The sequence below is a fragment of the Cohnella rhizoplanae genome (genome assembly GCF_948329515.1).
GTDB classification, from domain to species: Bacteria; Bacillota; Bacilli; order Paenibacillales; family Paenibacillaceae; genus Cohnella; species Cohnella rhizoplanae.
The window spans coordinates 92,048-111,908 of sequence record NZ_CAOJCN010000001.1 but is presented as its reverse complement, the minus strand read 5'-3'; the positions used below and the strand labels follow the sequence as shown (position 1 = coordinate 111,908).

Below are 19,861 nucleotides of genomic sequence, written 5' to 3'. Positions count from 1 at the left end.
CCGACTAGACGGCAATAACGACGACAAGCGAGACGATAAACAAGCGCCGGCCCTCGGGCCGGCGCTTTGCTTGCGTTTCAACGAAAGTCCATACGTCACATCGATGCGGCAACGGCAACGAGACCGCGTCGTTCCAGCACGGCCAAGCGCTCGAGCAGGAACACGCCGCTGAGATGCGCGCTGAGTGTCACCCGCTCGGCCGGCATTCGCGCCCAGCTCGTACCGAACAGACCGCGCATAGGGTCCCGGGCGCGCACCCACATCGTCGCGGCGCTGCCGGTCAGCCAGTCCGCAAGCCGGCTATCCCCTCCTGCGGCCCGCTCCTCGAAGACAAGCTCCGTCAGATACCGGACGAGGATTCCCTTGAATAGGCCGCCGTCGCCGTCTCCCTCGTCGGGAAGGCCCGCCGCGCCCCATTCCGCGAAGGCGGCCCTCGCGGTGCGCGATGCATCCGCCAGATAGGCGGCGTCTCCGGTTGCCCGGTACAGCTCGACGGCCGCTCCGATCAATACGCCCTGGCAGTACGTGAAGCGCCAATCCTTGTCGATCCCGCCGTCTCCCTGCCTGTTCATCCCGTCCCACACGAACCCGGTGGCCGGATCGACCAGGTTAGCGCGCAGCCAGCCGTATATAGCCTGCGCCCACTTGAGCTCGGACGCTCCGCCCGGCAATCGCGAGAGGCGAGCCGCGAGGATCGCCGCCGGCCCGTTCGCCGGCGCGTTCTTGTACCCCGGCTGCTCCTTGTGCCACGCGATGCCGCCGCCCATCGTATCGTTCCAGCCGGTCTTGATATCCGTCCACAGCAGCAGCGCCGTGTCCCGGTACTTCGCTTCGCCGGTCGCCTCGAACGCCCGCAGCCACGCCAGCGCCATCCATGCCATATCGTCGTAGAGCAGGTTCGGATAGGCGCCGCCGTTCTTCTCGCGGATTCCTTCGAATAATTCTGCCAGCCTCTGTCCATACAGAGAATCGCCGTTCGTGCGATGCCAGCCGTCGACCAGCGCGTCGACGGCGTGAGCCATCCACCAATAATGGAAAATCGTATTGCAAGCCCCTTCGGGGCAAGGCGTCTCGATATTGTACATCCGAATTGCCGGGTTCCACATCTCGCGATCCAACGCTTGCTGGGCGTCCTTCGCCCGGTCGTTCCACGACATGCCTTCACGCTCCTTTGCCGGTGTCTCGGCGTGACTTTCCGTCATCCTTTGATGCCGCTGAACGCGATGCCCTGGACGAAATATTTTTGCAAAAATAAAAACAGCACGAGTATGGGGAGCACGGCGATCAGCGCCCCGGCCATCATCGGCCCGAAGTCGGTCTGATGGTTGTAAGAAAAGGCCTGCAGCCCCATCTGGATCGTCGCTTTATTCGGATCGTTCAGCACGATCATCGGCCAGAGGAAGCTGTTCCACCCGGCCTGGAAGGTAAAAATGCCGAGCGTGGCGAGCGCGGGCTTGGTTAGCGGCAGGTAGACGTTCCAGAAGATGCGGAACTCGCGGCAGCCTTCGATCCGCGCCATCTCCATCATGTCGGAGGGAAGCGTCAGGAAAAACTGCCGCATGAAAAAGACCGCGAACGAGCCGGAGGCGCCGGGCAGGATGATGCCCCAGAACGTGTTCAGCAGGCCGTTGCCGCCGGCGCCGTACCAATCGTTGCCCCCGATAAACGGAAAGTGCTTGAGCACGTAGAAGCTCGGAATCATCGTCACGATGCCCGGGATCATCATCGCCGCCAGCAGTACGCGGAACAAAGGCTTGTTCATCCGGAACGGCAGCTTCGCAAAAGCGTAGCCGCTGAGCGAACCGAAAAACAAGTTGGCGACGACGCCCGCGACGGCCAGGACAAGCGAATTCCAGAAGTAGAGACCGAAGGGAACCGTCGTGAACGCATTGCGGTAATGCTCGAGCGTCAGGCGCGACGGCAGCCAGCGGATCGGCATCGAGAAGATCTCGTCGTCGGGCTTGAGCGAGGTGATCAGACTCCAGAAAAAAGGAATGAACATGGCCGCGGAGACGAAACCGGCAACCACGTAAAATACGACGGTTAACGACGCGCGCGAGCCGCGGACCCCGGGGCTCCGGAAGCCGGTCCTGGGACCGATAGCGGCGGCGGGTTTGCTGCTCATGGCTTGGCCCTCCTCATACGACCGGTTCCTCGGATTTGTTCATGCGCATGTTGATCATCGAGAAGATCAGGATCGCGACCGCCAGCACGAACGCCTGCGCCGAAGCGTAGCCCATCTGCAGCTGATTGAAGCCCTGCTGGTAGATGAGGTATACCGGCGTCTTGGTGACGTTGCCCGGTCCGCCTTGCGTCAGGACGAACGCCTGGTCGAACAGCTGCAGCGCTCCGATGATCGACATCGTGCTGACCAGGAAGGTCGTCGGACGCAGCTGCGGCCAGGTGATGTAGCGGAAGCGGTCGATCGCGGTCGCGCCGTCGAGCTTGGCGGATTCGTACAAGTAATCGGGCACGCCCTGCAGTCCCGCGATGTAGATGATCATATTGGAACCGATGCTCTGCCACAGCGTCACGAGGATAATGGACATCATCGCCGTCTCGGTCTGGGCGAGCCAGGCGGGTCCGGTCACGCCGGCGTATCCGAGCAGCGTATTCACGAGCCCGTATTCGGGATGAAGCAGCCATACCCACACCGTCGCGGCAGCCACCGCGGAAGTCAGCGTCGGCATGTAGCTGAACGTACGAAACAGTCGGACGCCCGGGCGGCGGTAGTTCAGCAGCAAGGCGAGCCCCAGCGAGAGCAGAATGTTCAGTGGGACGAAAACGATCGTATAGTAGGCGACGTTCTTGAACGTCGTCCAATACAGACTGTCGTCGGCCAGCCGACGGTAATTCTCCAGCCCGACCCACTTCATCCGGCTAAGCACGTCGTAGTTCGTAAAGCTCAAATAAGACGCCATGACGACCGGGACGACCGTGAACACCAGAAATAACAGCATCGTGGGCGTAATGAACAGATAAGCGGTGCGGGACTGGTGGCGGGTCAATTTCCCGTAGGATGCCATAAGCATGCCTCCTCTCGAATGAGCGATACCGAAAAGGGAGGTCGCCCTCCCTTCGCGTCATTTGACCGATGCGTTGTCCTGCAGCATCTTGTCGCCTTGCTGCTGCGCTTTTTTGAGCGTATCGTCGGCGTTTTGCTTTTTCTGCTGGAACAGCTCCAGGTTCGGAATCAGCGCGTCCGTCTCCATGACGGAGTAGCCCGGATGCTGCGGACGGATCTTCGCGAATTCGAGCGTCTCGAGGAACGGCTGCCAGAACGGATCGTCTTTAAAGAAGGGGTCCTCGATCGCCGGCTTGAAGCCGGGAATATTAAGACTCGTCTTGGCCCACAGGAGCGCGTTGTCCTTATTCGCCGTCCACCACTTGACGAACTCCCAGGCTTCCTGCTGATGCTTGGAGCCCTCGGGGATCACGAGACCGAAGCCGCCCATGACGCTGCCCTTGTCGCCGTTCGGACCGGCCGGGGGCGGCACGACGCCGAAGTCGAGGTCTTTGCCGTATTTCTTGTAGGTCGTCAGCATCCACGGACCGGTGTACGTCATCGCCAGCTTCCCGGTCGCGAACGCGTCGGTCGACTCGCCCAGTCCTTTTTCGAAGCCGATCTTGTACACTTTGTCCTGGTTCATCAAGCGATCCCAGTAGGCGAGTACCGCCTTGCCTTGGTCGCCGTTGAAGTTCGTCTTGCCGTCCTCGGTCAGCATCGTGCCGCCCGCCTGCTGCAGATACATATTGAACAGGCCGTTGTCGCCCAGCGAGAAGCCGGCCACCTGCAGCTTGTTCCCGTCCCACTTGGTCGTCTTGACGGCGGCGTCCTCGAGCTCCTGCCAGGTTGTCGGCGGCGCGGATACGCCGGCATCGGCGAGCAGCTTCTTGTTATAAAACAAAGCGCGGGCGTCTACCGTCAGCGGCAGGCCGTACAGCTTGCCGTCATAGGTCAGCTCCTTGAGCGCCTCGCCGTAGAAGTCGTCCTTGCTGAGGCCGTCCTTCGCCAGGAAGTCGTCCACCGGGTGAAGCACCTTTTTCGGCGCGTACAGCGACGTGCGCCAGCGGTCCCAGAACAGGATGTCGGGCGATCCGCCCGAGGTGGCCGCGGTCAGGAACTTCGTTATCATGTCCTGCTGGAGTACGTACTTGACGCGGATCCGGTCCTGCGACTTATTGAACGCGTCGACCATCGTCTGGAACTGCTTCTGGCCTTCGCCGCTCCAGTCGCCCCAGAACGTGAGCTCCACCGCCTTGCCCGTAGACTTGGACGGCGCCGCGGACGCGGATGCAGCCGCCGTTCCCGGCGCCGAAGAAGACGCGGACGGCGATCCCTCCGGGGCGTTGCCGTTGTCATTTCCGTTTCCGCAGCCCGCCGCCACGGTCGTTGCCAGCCCGGCAACCGCGAACAGAGATATCCATTTTCTCATTGAATAGCCTCCCTTTGATTGATCCGTATACCGCAGTAATCCATCAGCAGCTCGCAATACATCATATTGGCCCACGAAAACCACGGCCGCGTGAACTGTGACGGATCGTCCGCGTGAAAGCCCTCGTGCATCATCCCGGTGCCGGCATCGGTGTTCTTCAGAAGCAAGAGAAGCCGCCGCTTCTCTTCGGCGCTCTCCGAGGTCAATCCCTCCATCGCCAGCGCGATCGGCCAGATATAGGACGCCGGCGTATGCGGACTGCCGATGCCGGACGCCGCCCGGCCTTCGTAGAAATAGGGATTGGCGCGGCTCAGGACGAAACGTCTCGTATTGATATAAACGGGGTCGTCCGCCGGCGCATAGCCCAGATACGGAATCGATAATAGACTCGGCACATTGGCGTCGTCCATCAGATGGTGCCGGCCAAGACCGTCTGTCTCGTAGGCGTACATCCGTCCGAACTCGGGATGCTCGACGATGCCGTACTCGCGTATGCCGCCGTCGATCTCGGAGGCGAGCGCGGCTGCATCCCGCGAGAGCTCATCGTCCCGCAGCACCCGGTCCGCGATCTCCGTCAGATTCCGAAGCGCAACGACCGCGAACATGTTCGACGGAACGAGGTAACCGTACTTGCAGGCGTCGTCGCTCGGGCGGAATCCCGACCATGTCATGCCGGTATACCCGACTTCCGCGCCTTTCCCCTCGCGTTCCAGCGTATCCGACGGCGGGCAGTCCCGCCGCTCGAACCGGTAGCTTGACCTGGTCTCGTGATGCTGCTCGGTTCGCCAGACCGCGAGGACGCTTCGCGCCGCCGAGGCGAAGTCCGCGTTCATATGAGCGGTTCGGCCCGTATTTTTCCACAACAGATAAGCCAGGTGAATCGGATAGCAGAGCGAGTCGATCTCGTACTTGCGCTCCCAGATCCACGGGGACATATCGGTCAGGTCGTCTTGATGGCCGCGGCCGGTCGGCCCTTCGTTGAATGCGTTTGCATATGGGTCCTTCAAGATGCAGGCGATCTGTCCGGCTATCACCCCTTCGATCATCTCGGCCAGCTCCGGCGCCTGCGCCGCGAGCGCGAGGAACGGACGCACCTGGGCGGCAGAATCGCGCAGCCACATCGCCGGGATGTCGCCGGTGATGACGAACGTAGAACCGTCCGGCATGCGCTTCACCGTGTTCTCCAGCGTATTCAGGAGCGCGCCGCGGAAAATGCCGGCCAGTTCGGGTACATCCCTCGTCCGGTCCCGGATGCGGTCCGCGATCGAAGCGACGGCGGTTAGCGTAACGTGCGAAAGATTCATGGTCTGCCATCCTCCGAATTGTATCGTCTGTTTTTTATTGCTTTTCCGTGACCTCTGTACATGGAAGCGCCGCATCCATCTCGAGCAGCATGAGACCGCTGAGCTGGGCGCACAGCTGGACCTGCGGCTCGACCGGCCCGGTCCAGGCCCTCGCGATCAACCCCTGCCCGCTGCGTCCCGTTCGCCACAGGGCGTCCGCGTTCACCGCGATCAGCCGGCGAATCTGCGTCAGTTCCGGACGAAGCAGCAGCAGCTCGCGCAAGTACCGAACGAAGATGCCCTTGAACAGACCGCAATCGTCCTTCCCCTCGTCCGGGAGCAGGCCCGTCAACGGGTCGGCGAACCGTCCGATCGCGGTCGTGGCGGTACGTACCGCATCCTCCAAATATTCGGTCCGGCCGGTGATGCGATAGAGCTCGATGCCGGCCCCGATGAATACGCCCTGGCAGTACGTGTACGCCCAGTCGAGGTCGATCTTGCCGTCGCCCAGCCGGTTCATGCCGTCCCAGACGAAGCCTGTAGCCGGATCGACGAGGTTCTCTTTGTTCCACGCATAGATCCGCTTCGCCCATTCGAGATCCTCACGGTCGCCGAACCGCTGATAGAGACGGGAGGCCAGGATCGACGCCGGCGCGTTGGCCGGCGTATTTTTGTAATCCGGCTGGTCCTTCTTCCACGCCATGCCGCCGCCCATATGACCGTTCCAAGCGGTCTTGATGCTCTCCCACAGTACGCCGGCGTTCTTGCGGTCCTGCTCGCGCTTGGCGGCGTCGAACACGCGCAGCAGCGCCAAAGCCATCCATTCCATGTCGTCGTAGTAGTTGTGCAGCAGCGTCCCGCCGTTGAGCTGGCGCACGCCCGCTACGATCCGATCGATCCGCTTCAGGTACGCAGGGTCTCTCGTCCGCTCGAAGCCGTCGGCTAGCGCGTCGATCGCGTGGGCATGCCACCAGTAGATGAAATGATCATTGCAGCCAGGCTCATAGGGAGCCGCCTGATTCATGATGCCAAGCGCTTCGTTCCAAAAGCTATAGACCAGTTCTTCCTGTGCCGTCTCCGCTCTTGCCCTCCGGGTTTCCGGCGCGGCGAAGACAGGGGCGCTGCTTGTTTGGTTCACCGGTACTCAACCTCCCGTTTCTTAAGCGCTTACAAGACACAATATAATGTCATAATAGCTTAATGTCAATATGTTATATATTAAAAATGAAATTAATTTTATATTGATATACTATTAACGTTATTAAAGCTTTATGCAAAAAAGGCCCCGCATGCGCCCGGGCCTTTCCCCCTAAGTTATATTTTATCGGCCGAACATCCGGAACGCCTAGCGCCCCCTATCGCGCCTCGGAGAACAGAGCCGGAGCGCCGGCACGCTCGCGTCAGGAAGATACCTTCCCGACGGAGACCGCAGTCGATGCTCCGGGCACGAGCTGCGCCTCCAGCGCGATCTTCCCCGGCAGATTCTCGCCTGCACGCAGACGGAGCACGTTGTCGAATGCCAGACGTCCGATCTCTTCCTGATTCTGACGCAGATGCGTGAACGGATAATCGCCGCTGCTGGCCGGGCAGTCGAAGCAAACGATCGACAGGTCGCTTGGCACGTCCAGGTTCAGCTGCCTGGCGGCTTCGGCGGCGAGCAGGGCGATGTTGTACTCCATGGCGAAAAAAGCCGTGATATGGGGTTGGGCAAGCAGCAGGCGCTTGACCTTTTCGATATCCTTTGCCTTGTTCTCTTCGTTATAGGCATTCGGCAGCGTCGACGTAATATCGTCGAGCCACAGCTCCCGGTCGACGATGACGCCCTTCTCCGCATGGGCCTGCACGAAGCCTTCGATGCGGTCCTCGACCGCGGTCGTGTCCATCGGCGGCGGAGACAGCAGGGCAATATGACGATGGCCCAGCTCGAATAAATAATCGACGCCCCGTTTGGCTCCGGCGACGTTATCCGTGCTGATCGAGCCCGCGGATATGCCTTTCAGGTGACGGTCTACGAGCACGAACGGAAACTTGTCGATGACCAGCTTCAAGATCTCCGGGTTGAAGTACTCGCCCTGCGCCGGAAATATGATCAGACCGTCGACGCCGAGCTCCAGCAATCCTTTGATCGCTTCTTCCTCGTACGCGGGAATGCCGAAGGTGCGCCGAAGAATCAGATAACTGTGATGCTGCCTGGTCGCTTCCTCCAGACCGTAGATCAGTCCCGTGCCGTAGCTGTCGCCGAAATCCGTCATGACGAGCCCGATCAGCAGTCCCGCCTCATTGCCGCCTCTGCCGCCTCGGGCGACGGACGCAAGCGACGGCGTCGAAGGCCGCGCCGCCGGATCCGCAACGAACGACCCCTTGCCCGGCTTGCGGACGATGATGCCCGCCTCCGCGAGCAGCTCGAGCGCCTTTTTACTCGTAATTCGGCTGACGCTGTACGCGTCCGCCAGTTCTTTCTCAGACGGCACCCGGTCGCCAACGCCGTATTGCCCCGCTTGGATCTCTTCTTTAAGCGCCTCGTATATTTTCTCGTACATCGGTCCCGACATGCCGCAACACTCCCGTAATCACTTCTGATTCGTATGAAATTAATATATCATGATATATTAGCCTTGGGAAGCAAGAAGCATTATCGCATAGTCGCAGACCGAATTGACCGGTGTTCTCGAAATGTACGGACGGTTTGCGCGATAGGCAGCCTGGCGATTCTTTTTGTACAATAGAATCTGACCATCCTAGCGAAACGGAGCTTACGCCATGTTCGACATCCTACTGCCGGAATCCGACGACAAACCGATCTATCTCCATCTTTATTCGCAGATTCGGGCGCGCATCCGGGACGGCACCATTCCGGACGGCGCGAGGCTGCCGTCCGTCCGCGCGCTGAGACAGCAGCTCAACATCAGCAAGACGCCCGTCGAGACCGCCTTCCAGATGCTGACGGCCGAAGGCTATGCGGTTAGCAGACCCCGATCCGGCCTCTACGCGGCGAATCCGCTGCCCTTGTCAGATCAGTCGCCCGATCAAAGCACGCATTCCGAGCGCCGCCAGGCTTCGGCGTCGACCGATTCGGCCCCCGCCTCTGACCGGATGATCGACTTCGATCCGACGAAGCTTGATGCTAACGCGTTTCCTGTGCGCACATGGCAGAAGCTGCTCAGGGATGCGGTCTCGGACCGCGCCGGAGAGATGGGCAGCTATGGCGACCCGCGGGGGGAACCAGGACTCCGGCGTGCCATCGCCGAGTATCTCGGCAGCTCGCGGGGCGTACGATGCGATGCCGACAGGATCGTCGTCGGCTCGGGCATGGCCTATAGCGTCGGGATCGCGGCCAAGCTGCTCGCCGGACGCAGCCGGGTTGCGATGGAGGCGCCAGGCTACAATTTGGTGCGGGATCAATTGACGCTGAACGGCTGCGCGCCCCTCCCGATCCCCGTCGGCGACCATGGGCTCGATCTGGACGCGCTGGAGGCAAGCGATGCCGAGGCTGTCTATGTCACGCCGTCCCACCAATTCCCGACCGGCAGCGTCATGCCCTACCCGGCGCGCGAACGGCTGCTTCGCTGGGCGGAGGCCCGGGACGCCTACGTAATCGAAGACGACTACGACGGGGAGTTCCGGTATGTCGGCAAACCGATTCCCTCCCTGCAGGGCTTGGACGCGCACGGAAGGGTCGTCTACGTGGGCACGTTTTCCAAAGCATTTTCGCCCGCCGTTCGACTCAATTACATGGTATTGCCCCTCGAGCTTACCGAGCGCCTGTCGAGACTGCCCCGCGAAGTGCTGCATGCCCCTTCCCGCGTCGAACAGTGGGCGATGCAGTCTTTTATTGAGCAAGGCCATTGGTACCGCCACATCCGCCGGATGCGGAGTCTGTACCGCAAGCGGCATGGTCTTCTGATCGAGCTCATCCGGACGCATCTCGGCTCCAGGGCCCTGATCACGGGGTAGAACGCCGGACTGCATCTTCAATTGACGATTCGCGGAACGCGGTCTTCGACGGAATTGGTCGAGTCTGCGGCCGCAGCCGGCGTGCGCGTCTGCGATTTTCTTAATATGTGGGAAAACCGGAGTCAGCCGACGACCGCAGCGGCGCGCTTATACCTGGGATTCGCGAGCGTGAGCCCCGCGGACATGGAGGAAGGCATCCGGCTGCTCGCACGAGCGTGGCAGTAAAGGACGCGGCGACCATAAGAAACTTAAGCCGACAGCCCCCGTTCCGCCTCGGGGCCTCCGCGCGCGCCGCGCGAGGAGAGATATACGCCAGCCAGAATCAGGACGAGACCGGCGGCCGTATGCCAGCGCAAGGGCTCATGGAGCAACGCGAAGCCCCACAGCAGCGAAATAGCCGGCAGCAGATAGGTCACCGTCGTCGCGAACTCCGGTCCTCCTTTTTGCACAAGACGGTAAAAGATCATATAGGCCAGTCCTGATCCGAAGACGCCCAAACCGAAGAGTACGAGAAGATGCCGCGGATCTGCCAGTTCGCGTATTGGGAAAGATTCGGAGAACGATGCCGCGATGCCGCTAACGAGCGTCGATAATAGCAGCGTGAAAAAAGTGGCCTGGTAAGGCGTGATCCGGTCCAGCAGGCGTCTGGACAAGTGCGAGCCCAGCCCGTAAAAAAAGGAGGCCGCGAGCATGCCGGCAAACCCTAACCCGTCGACGCGCGCAGCGTCGGACGGCCCGAAGTCCAGCAGCGTCAGCAGACCGGCGGCGGTTGACGCCATTCCGGTCCAATGCGTCCTGCGAGCCGTCGTCCCGAAAAAAAGGATGCCAAGCGCAAGCGCCCACAGCGGCGTCGTAGCGTTAAGCACGGCGGCCGTCCCGCTCGCGATCCGCGTCTCGCTGAACCCGATGATCGCCCACGGCACGCATGTATTCACGATCGCCATGGCGGCGACGGCGGCCCATGGCAGTCCCTTGAAGCCGAAGGGCTTGCCCGACGCCGCCATATAGACGGAAATGACGGCAAGGCCGAGCCCCGACCGCAACATTACGATCGTCCAGGGACCGAATGCCTCGATGAGCACCTTGATGAAATAATAGGAGCCGCCCCATATCAGCCCGAGCAGCAGCAACATCGAAAATAACGATTGCCGCATGATCGCTTACTTCTCGTCCTCTGCCCGCCAAACGCGCGCCCCAAACCCTCGGATCAGCGCCTCCAGCTCCTGAACGATCGCCGCTTGATAGCCGTCGCCCTCGTTATACAGCTCGCCGATCTCCCGGTATGCGCGATCCAGGCTCTCTCTGTAGGCAGGCGCCTGCTTGTCCGGGCATTCGCGCTTGAAGCGGTCCATGACGGCTTGAATATAAGCCGGACGCGCGCCCCAGCGGCCCAGCACTTCGCCGTCCCGCTGGACGAACGCGGCGATCGGCTGCGCGCGGCCGCCGTCCGTCAGAAAGCAGTCCATCGTATCCGGGTGCGCCTCCATAGGCAGCACTTCGACGGGGATGCCCGCTTGCTCCATGACGCGCAGCAGCACGGGCACGTTCCAGATGACGTCGGGGCACCAGTCCGTGCAAAGCAGGAAGACGCACAGATCGTGCTTATCCCGCATTTCCTCGAAAAAGGAACGGCTCGCGCCGTCATCAGGCCAGGCAAATCCTTCGTAAATGTCCGCAAAGCGCGCCTTCGTATCGGGAATGCCGCTCAGCGCCATCGTTCTCGTCTCCATGCCGTCCATGAATCGTTCAGGCGTTATGCCTCTGCCAAACTCGTGCTTTAAATTGATTTGCGTTTCCATTTCTTCGTGCCGCCTTTCGCCAACTTGGGGATAATTCGAATATAAAAGAAAACTGACCCCTAACAAAGGGTCAGTTATAATTCTTTTTAAGAGGTCAATACGCGATTATTCCCGCTCCACCTGCACCAGCGCGATCTTCTTCAGATCGTACGTTCCGAAAAGCTGCTCCTCCTTAACGACGTTCAGCTTCACGAGCCCCGAGATCTTGGACGGATCCGCGCGGGACACGAGCCGCCACAGCTCGTCGTCGGGCAGCGCCGCTTGGAGCTTCTGATCGTCGTATTCCCTACGCTCCTGATGCACAATCTTCACCTTGTAGCCGCCGAGCTCCGTCTGGGACAGCCCTTCCGTCTCGCAAAATGCCAGGATCTCCCCGCGCAGCTCCGACAGCTCCTTCTCGATCTCCTTCTGTTTGCTCTTCAGGTCGTAATACCGTTTGACCGCAGCCTTGTCCAAACGCCCCACACCTCTCGCCTTTTTGTTCCATGTATATGACGGTAGGCGCAGGTATAGACAGAGGATGCCTGCCTGCGGCCCAATTGGGTTCGGTTTAGCTTATCCGGAACCTCGTATAGCTGCAGCCGTCGGCCGACTTTTTCACCTCGAGCACCGCCGGGATCGCCTGCTTGAGCTCCTGAACGTGCGAGATGATGCCGATCATCCGTCCGGTCTGCTGGAGCTGGATGAGCGTATCGACCGCCTTGCTCAGCGACTCTTCGTCGAGCGAGCCGAAGCCTTCGTCGATGAACATCGTCTCGAGCGACACGCCGCCCTCGTAGGCCTGGATCACGTCGGCCATGCCGAGCGCGAGGCAGAGCGACGCGTTGAACTTCTCGCCGCCGGACAGCGTCTTCACGTCGCGGAGCTGGCCCGTATAGTTGTCGAAGACGTCGAGCCCGAGACCGCTCTGCTTGCCGTGCTTCTCCCGGCGGTCGCTGCGGACGAGATAGAACTGTCCACCCGATATTGTGCGCAGACGCAAGTTGGCCGCCGACAGGATCCGATCGAGGAATTCGACGAGCAGGTACCGTTCGAACGAGATCTTGTGCCGGTTGTCCCCGCGCACGACGTCGTACAGATCCTTGACGAGCTGGAAATCCCGCTCCGACTGCCGCCACTTCTCCTCGGCCTCCAGCAGCTTGGCACGACCTTCGGCGCCCTTTTCCAGATAGGCCTGCGCCTCTCGCAGGGATAGGCGCGTCGCCTCCGCCTGCCGCTCCGTCCGCTCCGCTTCCTCCGCGAGCGCCGCCAGATCCGCCCGTTCCTTGCCTTGCAGCTGTATGCCCAGATCTTCGATCTGCCTGGCGACCGCCGCCAGGCCGGCCAGGAACCGCTCGATCTCCGCCTTCATGTCCGCGATGTCCCGTTCCGGCAGCTTGCCCGCCCGGTAGTCCGCCTCCGAGACGAAGCCGGCCTTGGCCAGCTCAGCGGCGAAGTCGCCCTCCGCCTCCGACAGCCGCGCGACCGCCTCGACGTGCTGCCGCTCCGCGCCATCCCGGTGGGCCGCCGCCGCCGCATGGCGCTCCCCCGCCAGCCGCAGCTGCTCCTGCGCGAGCCGCCAGGCCGTATCCAGACGCTCCGTTTCCTGCTCCGCCTCCCGAAGCAGCCGCTGCAGCGCCTCGAGCGTCCGGTGCCCCTCGGGCAGACCGGCCAGCGTCCGTTCGTAGACCGCCTGCTCCGCCGCATACGCCGTCCGCCGCTCCTGCGACAAGGCAGCCCGCCGCTCCTTGTCCGCGACCGCGGCCTCCAGCGCGGATTCCTCCTCCGCCAGCTTGCGCCGCAGCTCGTCCAGCGCCGTCTGCTCGGCCTTAAGCCCGTCGACTTCGACGCGCATCCGCTTGCCGGCCTCGACGAGCTCCGCGTACGCCGCCTCGGCCTGCCCCGGATCGCGCCCGCCTCGCTCGATCTCTCCCGCTTTGTCCCTCAGCTGCGCGTCCGTATGCTCCCGCTTCGCCTTGGCCGCCAGATACAGCGTCTCCCGCTCGGCCTTGTCGGCGCGCTGACGGTCGAGCGCCTCGCGCGTCGGCATGTCGGCCGGCGGCTCCGCCGGACGGGGATGCGCCTCGCTGCCGCAGACGGGACAGGGCTTGCCGTCATGCAGATGCGCGGCGAGCTGTCCGGCCTGGCCCTCGAGCCATCCGGCCTCGAACGCCAGATACCGCTGCGCGGCCTCCTCGTGCGCGAGGCGCAGCCCGGCTTCCTCCGCGGCCTGCGCGACCGCCGCGCGCTTCAGCAGTACGTACTCGCGCAGCAGCGTCGCCTCCTGCAGCATCCGCTCGAAGCGCTCGGCGAGCGCCGGCAGCCCGCGCACCGCCTCCTCGGATTGCCGCGCGCGCTCCGACAGCGCCCTGCGCGACTCCTGCCGGGCGGCTGCCGCGGTCTCCGCCGCCTGCTGCTCCCGCAGCGCCGCGGCGGCCTCGCGTTCAAGCCGGACGAGCGCAGCCCGGCGCTCCTCGAGCTCCCGGACGGACGGCAGGTCGCGCGCGAGCCGCTCCAGCTCCCGCACCAGCGCTTCGCGCCGCTCCGCGCGCGCCTCCTCGTGCGCGTGGCGCTCCCGCGCGGCGGCGAGCTCCGCCGCTGCGCGCCCCGACGCCTCCGCGGCCGACTGCATGAGCCCCTCGGCCGCGGCCGACTGTACCTTCGCGCTCTCGCGCAGCCGCTCCCTGACCTCCAGCGGCAGCGTTTTCTCCGCCAGGGCAAGGCGCCGCTTCTTCCCCTCGATCTCGGGTATGCGCGCCTCGAACGTCTCGCGCTCCCCGGTCTTGCGGTCCAGCTCGCCGTACAGCTCGTTCACCCGCGCGGCCGCATGATAGCGCTCGACCTGCGCCTTGTGAAGCCGGCTCTCTTCGGCCAGCCTGGCCTCGCGCGCGGTCTTCTCGCCTTCGTAATAGGCCATCTCCGCGTCCAGCGCCTCGAGCACCTGATGCACGTTGAAGTGCTCCTGGCCCAGCACGCGCGCGAGCTCGGACCCTTCCCGCTGCGCCAGCGAGAGCTTCAAATTCGCCGCGTGCATGTCGAGGTCCCGCTTTGCGAGCTCCCAGGCGGACTGCGACGCCTTGCGTTTCTCGTTCAGATACTCGGCGACGAACTTGAACAGATGCGTGCGGAAGATGCGCCGCATGATCTCCTCTTTGTTCTCGGTATCCGAAGTGAGCAGCTTGCGGAATTCGCCCTGCGGCAGCATGACGATCTGGCTGAACTGCTCCTTGGTGAGTCCGAGCAGGCTCTGCATCCGGTCGTTGATCTGCCGGACGGCATGGCGGTCGACCATCATCGCCTCCGTGCCCCCGGTCGTCTCGACGAACTCGTACTTCTCCCCCGTCGGGCTCTTGTTGCCGGTCTTCACGTGCGGCAGCTGGCGCAGGATGCGGTACGTCCGGCGCTTCAGCTCGAATTCGAACTCGACGGACGTATACAGGTCGTCCGAGGCGAATTGGCTGCGCAGCATGCGGACGTCGCTGCGGTCCTCGCCGCTCGCTTCGCCGTAGAGGGCGAAGCAGATCGCGTCGAAGATCGACGTCTTGCCCGCGCCCGTATTGCCGGACACGAGGAACAGGCGGTTTCCCGACAGCTCCGCGAAGTCGATGACCTCCTTGTCCTTATACGGCCCGAACGCCGTCATCGTCAACCGTAACGGCATCATGACGCTCATCCTCCTCGTTCTCGATATCCCGCAGCGCCGCCAGGAACAGCCGCTCCGTTTCCTCCGACGCTTCCCCGCCCTTCGCCTCCAGGTAGAAGGCGCGGAACAGCGTCAGCATGTCCATGCCGGCCTTGCCGCCCGGCGCGGCCCCTTCCTCGGATCCGGCGGCGACCTGCTGCATCGCCAGCTCCCGCTCCACGTGCATCGCGTTCGGGTAGACGGACCGGACGCGCTCCATCGGAGACATCACCGGACGTTCGTCCAGCAGCCTTACATATATGTAGTCCTCGCTCGGCTCGTGCCGCTCGATATCGTCGATGAGGCCCGTGACCGTGCGCATGTCGCGCCTCGGGACGAGCACCCGCTTTTCGACTGTCGCATGGCCTTCCCCATCCAGCTCCACGATCAGATAACCCTTCTGATGGCGCTCCTCGGAGATCGAGTACTTGAGCGGCGAGCCTGCGTACCGTACCGTCTCCGTGCCGACGAAGTGCGACTGGTGCAGATGGCCGAGCGCCGTATAGTGAAAGCCGCGGAAGTGAGCCGCGCTCACGTGCTCCGTGCCTCCGATCGAGAGCGGCCGCTCGGAATCGCTCGTATTGGGCTCCGCCTCGCCGCGAGGCGTGACGAACGCATGTCCGACGAATACGTGTCTGGCTCCCGGTTCCATCGCCGCGCGCAACCGGTCCGCGATCGCGGCCATCGCGCCGTCGTAGGAGCGAATCGCGTCGTCGCGCAGCGCGAGCCGCACGGCGGCCGGATCCGCGAACGGCACGAGGTGGAAGTGCACCGGTCCGTGCGCGTCGTGCATCACGACCGGCGCCGCCATCGGATCGAACTCGCCGGCGATATGCAAGCCCGCCGCCTTCATGAGGCCGCTCCCGAAGTTTAGCCGGCTTGGGCTGTCGTGATTGCCCGCCACGGCGATCACCGGCGTCCGGAGCTCCAGCACGATTCGCTGCAGCGTGCGGTCCAGCAGGCCGACGGCGTCGGTCGGGGGCACGGCCCGGTCGTACAGATCTCCCGCCACGACGACCGCGTCGGGCCGCTCCGTTTCGATATCGCGCATGAACTGCTCGAGCATATGCTGCTGATCTTCGGTCATGTATACGTTTTGGATCAATTTTCCGAGATGCCAATCCGCCGTATGGAAAAATTTCAAAGAGGAACACCTTCTTGTCATTCTTTTTGTTCATTATACAACACCGTCGCGCGCGTTAGCGGCAAGGAAAGGATTTCATGCACATGACATTCGTCATCCGAAACCGGCGGTCCGAACCCGTGACTCGTCATGGAAATCAGTGACAGTCGGTTCCGCGAAACCATGTTAGCATGCAGCTATATAACATTTACGAGAGGAGCTTTCGCATGTTGTCGTTAACGGGGTACGCTTATCTGGAGGAAAACTGGCTTCGCATCCTGGTCGCGATACACGTGGTCTCTGCGGTCGTCGGCATCGGCCCCACATACTTCGGCCATGTCCTGCTGCGCAAGGGCCAGACGCTGGGCCAGCTGCGCGACTCGCTGAGCCTGTCGGCCAGGCTCGAATTGTTTCCCAAAATTCTCGGTTCCCTCGCCGTCGTGTCCGGCCTGCTGCTCGTCTGGCTCGGCGACTACGGATGGGACCAGCTGTGGATCGTCGCGTCCATCGCCGACTACGTGCTGATCCAGGTCGTGGTGATCGCCTTCATGGCGCGGGCGGCGGCTGCCGTCGCGGCCAAGGCGCATGCCGACGCGGGACCGGAGGACCGGCCGGCCTCGGAGGCGCTGCAAGCCGGCGTGGCCAGGGTCAACGCGATCAACTACGTCACCACCGCGCTCGGCATCGTTTTGTTCCTGCTCATGTTTTTCAAGCCAACGCTCTGAATCTCCGGTACATTTCTAGAATCGTCTAGCCTGCTCTCTTCCCGCATGCCGGCAGCTCGCCCCTTTTCCCGGGCCGGCTGCCGGCATTTCTTCTGCAGCACCATGACAAATAATTGGAGGAGGTCTATAATACGTAGAGCCTTACTTATTACGCGACGATTCGCGGGGCTAGCGCCCGCGCGGACGACCCGAGGTGTGATTCCTTGACTTACATTGTATACGACCTAGAGATGACCGTTCGCCGGAAAAAGGGACAAATCGCCGAGATCATCGAGATCGGCGCGGCCAAAGTAGGACTGGTGGACGGCGTTCCCGGCATTCTCGATACGTTTCAGGCTTTCGTGAAGCCGACCGTCGTGCCGGCGCTCTCGCCGGACACGACCGCCTTCACCGGCATTACGCAGGACGACGTCGACGCCGCCGGCCGGCTTCCGGACGCGATATCCGCCTTCGTCTCCTGGCTCGGACCCGACGAGTATTATTTGTGCGCCTGGGGCCCGGACGATCTCCGGCAGCTGCTGCAGGAATGCCGCCAGATGCAGATCGACACCAAGTGGATGGTCAACCACAACAATCTGCAGAAGATGCTATCCAAGGTGTTCAAGCTGGAGAAGCATCAGCAGATGGGGCTCAAGGCGGCGCTCGAGATGCTCGAGATCCCGTTTTCGGGCGCCCACCACCGCGCCCTCGACGACGCGCTTAACACGGCGCAGGTGCTCGTGAAGCTGTTCGATCGGCTGTCGTTCCGCCGCAACAAGCCGGCCGAGGAGCCGCAGACCGAGTCGGAGGTCGTCTACAAGACCGGCCACTTCGAGAATCTTCCCTTTGAGGCGTTGTCCGGACTTTTCCCTTCCGAATCCGACGCATGACGCCCCAAGCTGCGCAGCCCCCTGCCCGCCGGCAGGGGGCGCTCGCGTTCGGACGGCCAAGATCGAACGCGCGGTCCGGCGATCGCGTTCAATCGTCTGCGCGGCACTGTAGCCGTCGGCTGTCGAAATGTGATAAAATTGTTTCTATTCGAACTTGTCCTACCCAAGTCCCATGCACGGCATTCATATGAAACGGGGGATTCTCACCATGGCTTCCAAAATGCGTTCCGATATGATCACGAAAGGCTTCGACCGCGCGCCTCATCGCAGCTTGCTGCGCGCGGCGGGCGTCAAGGAAGAAGACTTCGGCAAACCGTTCATCGCCGTCTGCAATTCCTACATCGACATCGTGCCCGGGCACGTCCACCTGCAGGAATTCGGCAAAATCGTCAAGGAAGCGATCCGCGAAGCGGGCGGCGTACCGTTCGAGTTCAACACGATCGGCGTCGACGACGGCATCGCGATGGGCCACATCGGCATGCGCTACTCTCTCGCGAGCCGCGAGATCATCGCCGATTCGGTCGAGACGATGGTCAACGCGCACTGGTTCGACGGCATGGTCTGTATCCCCAACTGCGACAAGATCACGCCCGGCATGATGATGGCCGCGCTCCGCGTCAACATCCCGACGCTGTTCGTCAGCGGCGGCCCGATGAAGGCCGGCCGCACCAAGGACGGACGCGCCATCTCGCTGACCTCCGTCTTCGAGGGCGTAGGCGCCTACATGACGGGCAAGATCGACGAGCAGAGCCTGACCGAGCTCGAGCAGTACGGCTGCCCGACCTGCGGCTCCTGCTCCGGCATGTTCACCGCGAACTCCATGAACTGTCTCGCCGAGGTGCTCGGTCTCGCCCTGCCGGGCAACGGCACGATCCTGGCGGTCGCGCCCGAACGCCGCGAATTCGTGCGGAAGTCCGCAGCCCAACTGATGGAGCTCATCAAGAAGGACATCAAGCCGCGCGACATCGTCACGCTCGACTCCATCGACAACGCGTTCGCGCTCGACATGGCCATGGGCGGCTCGACCAACACCGTGCTCCACACGCTCGCGCTGGCGCACGAGGCTGGCATCGAGTATCCGATCGAACGCATCAACGAAGTGGCGAAGCGCACGCCTTACCTGTCGAAGCTCGCGCCGGCCTCCGACCACCATATCGAGGACCTGCACAATGCCGGCGGCGTGAGCGCGATCATTAACGAGCTGTTCAAGAAGGAAGGCACGCTCAAGGGCGACGTCATGACGGTGTCCGCCAAGACGCTGCGCGAGAACGTAGAAGGCGCCGAGATCACGGATCACGCCGTTATTCGTCCGATCGACGATCCGCACACCAAGGAAGGCGGATTGTCCGTCATGTTCGGCAATCTGGCGCCCGGCGGCTCGATCATCAAGGTCGGCGCGGTCGACAAGTCGGTCGGCGGCTATCACCGCGGTCCGGCGATCTGCTTCGACTCGCAGGACGACGTCCTGCGCGGCCTGGCCGAAGGCAAGGTCAAGGAAGGCCATGTCGTCGTCATCCGCTACGAAGGTCCGAAGGGCGGCCCCGGCATGCCCGAGATGCTCGCGCCTACCTCGCAGATCGTCGGCATGGGCCTGGGCACCAAGGTCGGCCTCATCACCGACGGCCGCTTCTCCGGCGCCTCCCGCGGCATCGCCATCGGCCACATCTCGCCGGAAGCGGCGGAGGGCGGTCCGATCGCGTTCGTCGAGGACGGCGACATGATCGAGCTCGACATGAACAACCGCACGATCACCCTCGAGGTGAGCGACGAGGAACTGGACCGTCGCCGGGCAAACTGGCCGGGCTTCGAACCGAAGATCAAGCGCGGCTATCTGGCCCGCTACTCCGCGATGGTGACCAATGCCAGCCGCGGCGGCGTCATGAAGATGTAACTTGCTTGATCCCTCTTTACACGCGAAGAGCAGGAGCCGACGGCTCCTGCTCTTTTCTTGTTCCCCGGCCCGCGGCGGATGCGGACGGACTGTATGGAACATCGCCTGAAATTCGTCGTC

General features: G+C 62.6%; 16 protein-coding genes. 4 read left to right on the top strand and 12 right to left on the bottom strand.

Features of this window, described 5'->3' with window-relative positions:
- Positions 1 to 95 precede the first annotated feature (95 nt).
- The 7 genes from PQG80_RS00515 to PQG80_RS00485 form a co-directional block, all read right to left on the bottom strand.
- Positions 96 to 1,157 carry a glycoside hydrolase family 76 protein gene (locus PQG80_RS00515; protein ID WP_271749156.1) on the bottom strand — a complete coding sequence of 354 codons (1,062 nt, stop codon included), beginning with the start codon at positions 1,155 to 1,157 and terminating at the stop codon, positions 96 to 98.
- A 41-nt stretch (positions 1,158 to 1,198) separates the two neighbouring features.
- The gene (locus PQG80_RS00510) at positions 1,199 to 2,125 is read right to left on the bottom strand and encodes a carbohydrate ABC transporter permease (RefSeq protein ID WP_271749154.1); all 927 of its coding nucleotides are present in this window, start codon (positions 2,123 to 2,125) and stop codon (positions 1,199 to 1,201) included.
- A gap of 13 nt (positions 2,126 to 2,138) precedes the next feature.
- Entirely contained in the window at positions 2,139 to 3,026 is an 888-nt protein-coding gene (locus tag PQG80_RS00505) for a carbohydrate ABC transporter permease (RefSeq protein ID WP_271749152.1), read from the bottom strand.
- A 57-nt stretch (positions 3,027 to 3,083) separates the two neighbouring features.
- On the bottom strand, positions 3,084 to 4,436 hold the full coding sequence (locus tag PQG80_RS00500; protein WP_271749151.1) for an ABC transporter substrate-binding protein: 1,353 nt from the start codon (positions 4,434 to 4,436) through the stop codon (positions 3,084 to 3,086).
- Positions 4,433 to 5,740: a glycoside hydrolase family 125 protein gene (locus tag PQG80_RS00495; RefSeq protein WP_271749150.1), complete on the bottom strand. Its 1,308-nt coding sequence runs from the start codon at positions 5,738 to 5,740 to the stop codon at positions 4,433 to 4,435. The genes PQG80_RS00500 and PQG80_RS00495 overlap by 4 nt, the downstream gene beginning before the upstream one ends.
- 34 nt (positions 5,741 to 5,774) lie before the next feature.
- Positions 5,775 to 6,857 (bottom strand): glycoside hydrolase family 76 protein, encoded by a 1,083-nt coding sequence (locus PQG80_RS00490; protein WP_271749148.1) that lies wholly within the window; start codon positions 6,855 to 6,857, stop codon positions 5,775 to 5,777.
- A gap of 262 nt (positions 6,858 to 7,119) precedes the next feature.
- On the bottom strand, positions 7,120 to 8,271 hold the full coding sequence (locus tag PQG80_RS00485) for a GntR family transcriptional regulator (RefSeq protein WP_271749147.1): 1,152 nt from the start codon (positions 8,269 to 8,271) through the stop codon (positions 7,120 to 7,122).
- Positions 8,272 to 8,479: 208 nt separating this feature from the next.
- Between PQG80_RS00485 and pdxR the strand changes: the two genes are divergently transcribed.
- Entirely contained in the window at positions 8,480 to 9,673 is a 1,194-nt protein-coding gene (gene pdxR / locus PQG80_RS00480) for a MocR-like pyridoxine biosynthesis transcription factor PdxR (RefSeq protein WP_271749146.1), read from the top strand.
- Positions 9,674 to 9,921: 248 nt separating this feature from the next.
- Here the strand turns inward: pdxR and PQG80_RS00475 are convergent, their stop codons facing one another.
- The 5 genes from PQG80_RS00475 to PQG80_RS00455 all read right to left on the bottom strand — a co-directional run bounded on the left by PQG80_RS00475 (position 9,922) and on the right by PQG80_RS00455 (position 16,277).
- Complete coding sequence (locus PQG80_RS00475) at positions 9,922 to 10,827, bottom strand: DMT family transporter (protein ID WP_271749145.1); 906 nt, start codon at positions 10,825 to 10,827, stop codon at positions 9,922 to 9,924.
- 6 nt (positions 10,828 to 10,833) lie between these two features.
- A complete protein-coding gene (locus PQG80_RS00470; protein ID WP_271749144.1) occupies positions 10,834 to 11,472 on the bottom strand; it encodes a thioredoxin family protein in 639 nt (212 codons plus the stop codon).
- A gap of 105 nt (positions 11,473 to 11,577) precedes the next feature.
- Positions 11,578 to 11,937, bottom strand: coding sequence for a hypothetical protein (locus PQG80_RS00465; protein ID WP_334219797.1), 360 nt, complete (start codon positions 11,935 to 11,937; stop codon positions 11,578 to 11,580).
- An 85-nt stretch (positions 11,938 to 12,022) separates the two neighbouring features.
- Positions 12,023 to 15,115: an AAA family ATPase gene (locus tag PQG80_RS00460; RefSeq protein ID WP_271749143.1), complete on the bottom strand. Its 3,093-nt coding sequence runs from the start codon at positions 15,113 to 15,115 to the stop codon at positions 12,023 to 12,025.
- Positions 15,072 to 16,277, bottom strand: coding sequence for an exonuclease SbcCD subunit D (locus PQG80_RS00455; protein ID WP_271749142.1), 1,206 nt, complete (start codon positions 16,275 to 16,277; stop codon positions 15,072 to 15,074). Before PQG80_RS00455 ends, PQG80_RS00460 begins: the two co-directional genes overlap by 44 nt.
- Positions 16,278 to 16,483: 206 nt before the next feature.
- On the opposite strand from PQG80_RS00455, the gene PQG80_RS00450 reads away from it, so the two are divergent.
- The 3 genes from PQG80_RS00450 to ilvD all read left to right on the top strand — a co-directional run bounded on the left by PQG80_RS00450 (position 16,484) and on the right by ilvD (position 19,741).
- Complete coding sequence (locus PQG80_RS00450) at positions 16,484 to 16,981, top strand: DUF2269 family protein (RefSeq protein ID WP_271749141.1); 498 nt, start codon at positions 16,484 to 16,486, stop codon at positions 16,979 to 16,981.
- A gap of 203 nt (positions 16,982 to 17,184) precedes the next feature.
- Positions 17,185 to 17,850: a 3'-5' exonuclease gene (locus PQG80_RS00445; RefSeq protein WP_271749140.1), complete on the top strand. Its 666-nt coding sequence runs from the start codon at positions 17,185 to 17,187 to the stop codon at positions 17,848 to 17,850.
- Between the two features lie 220 nt (positions 17,851 to 18,070).
- Positions 18,071 to 19,741, top strand: coding sequence for a dihydroxy-acid dehydratase (ilvD, locus tag PQG80_RS00440; protein WP_271749904.1), 1,671 nt, complete (start codon positions 18,071 to 18,073; stop codon positions 19,739 to 19,741).
- The last annotated feature ends 120 nt before the right edge of the window (positions 19,742 to 19,861 follow it).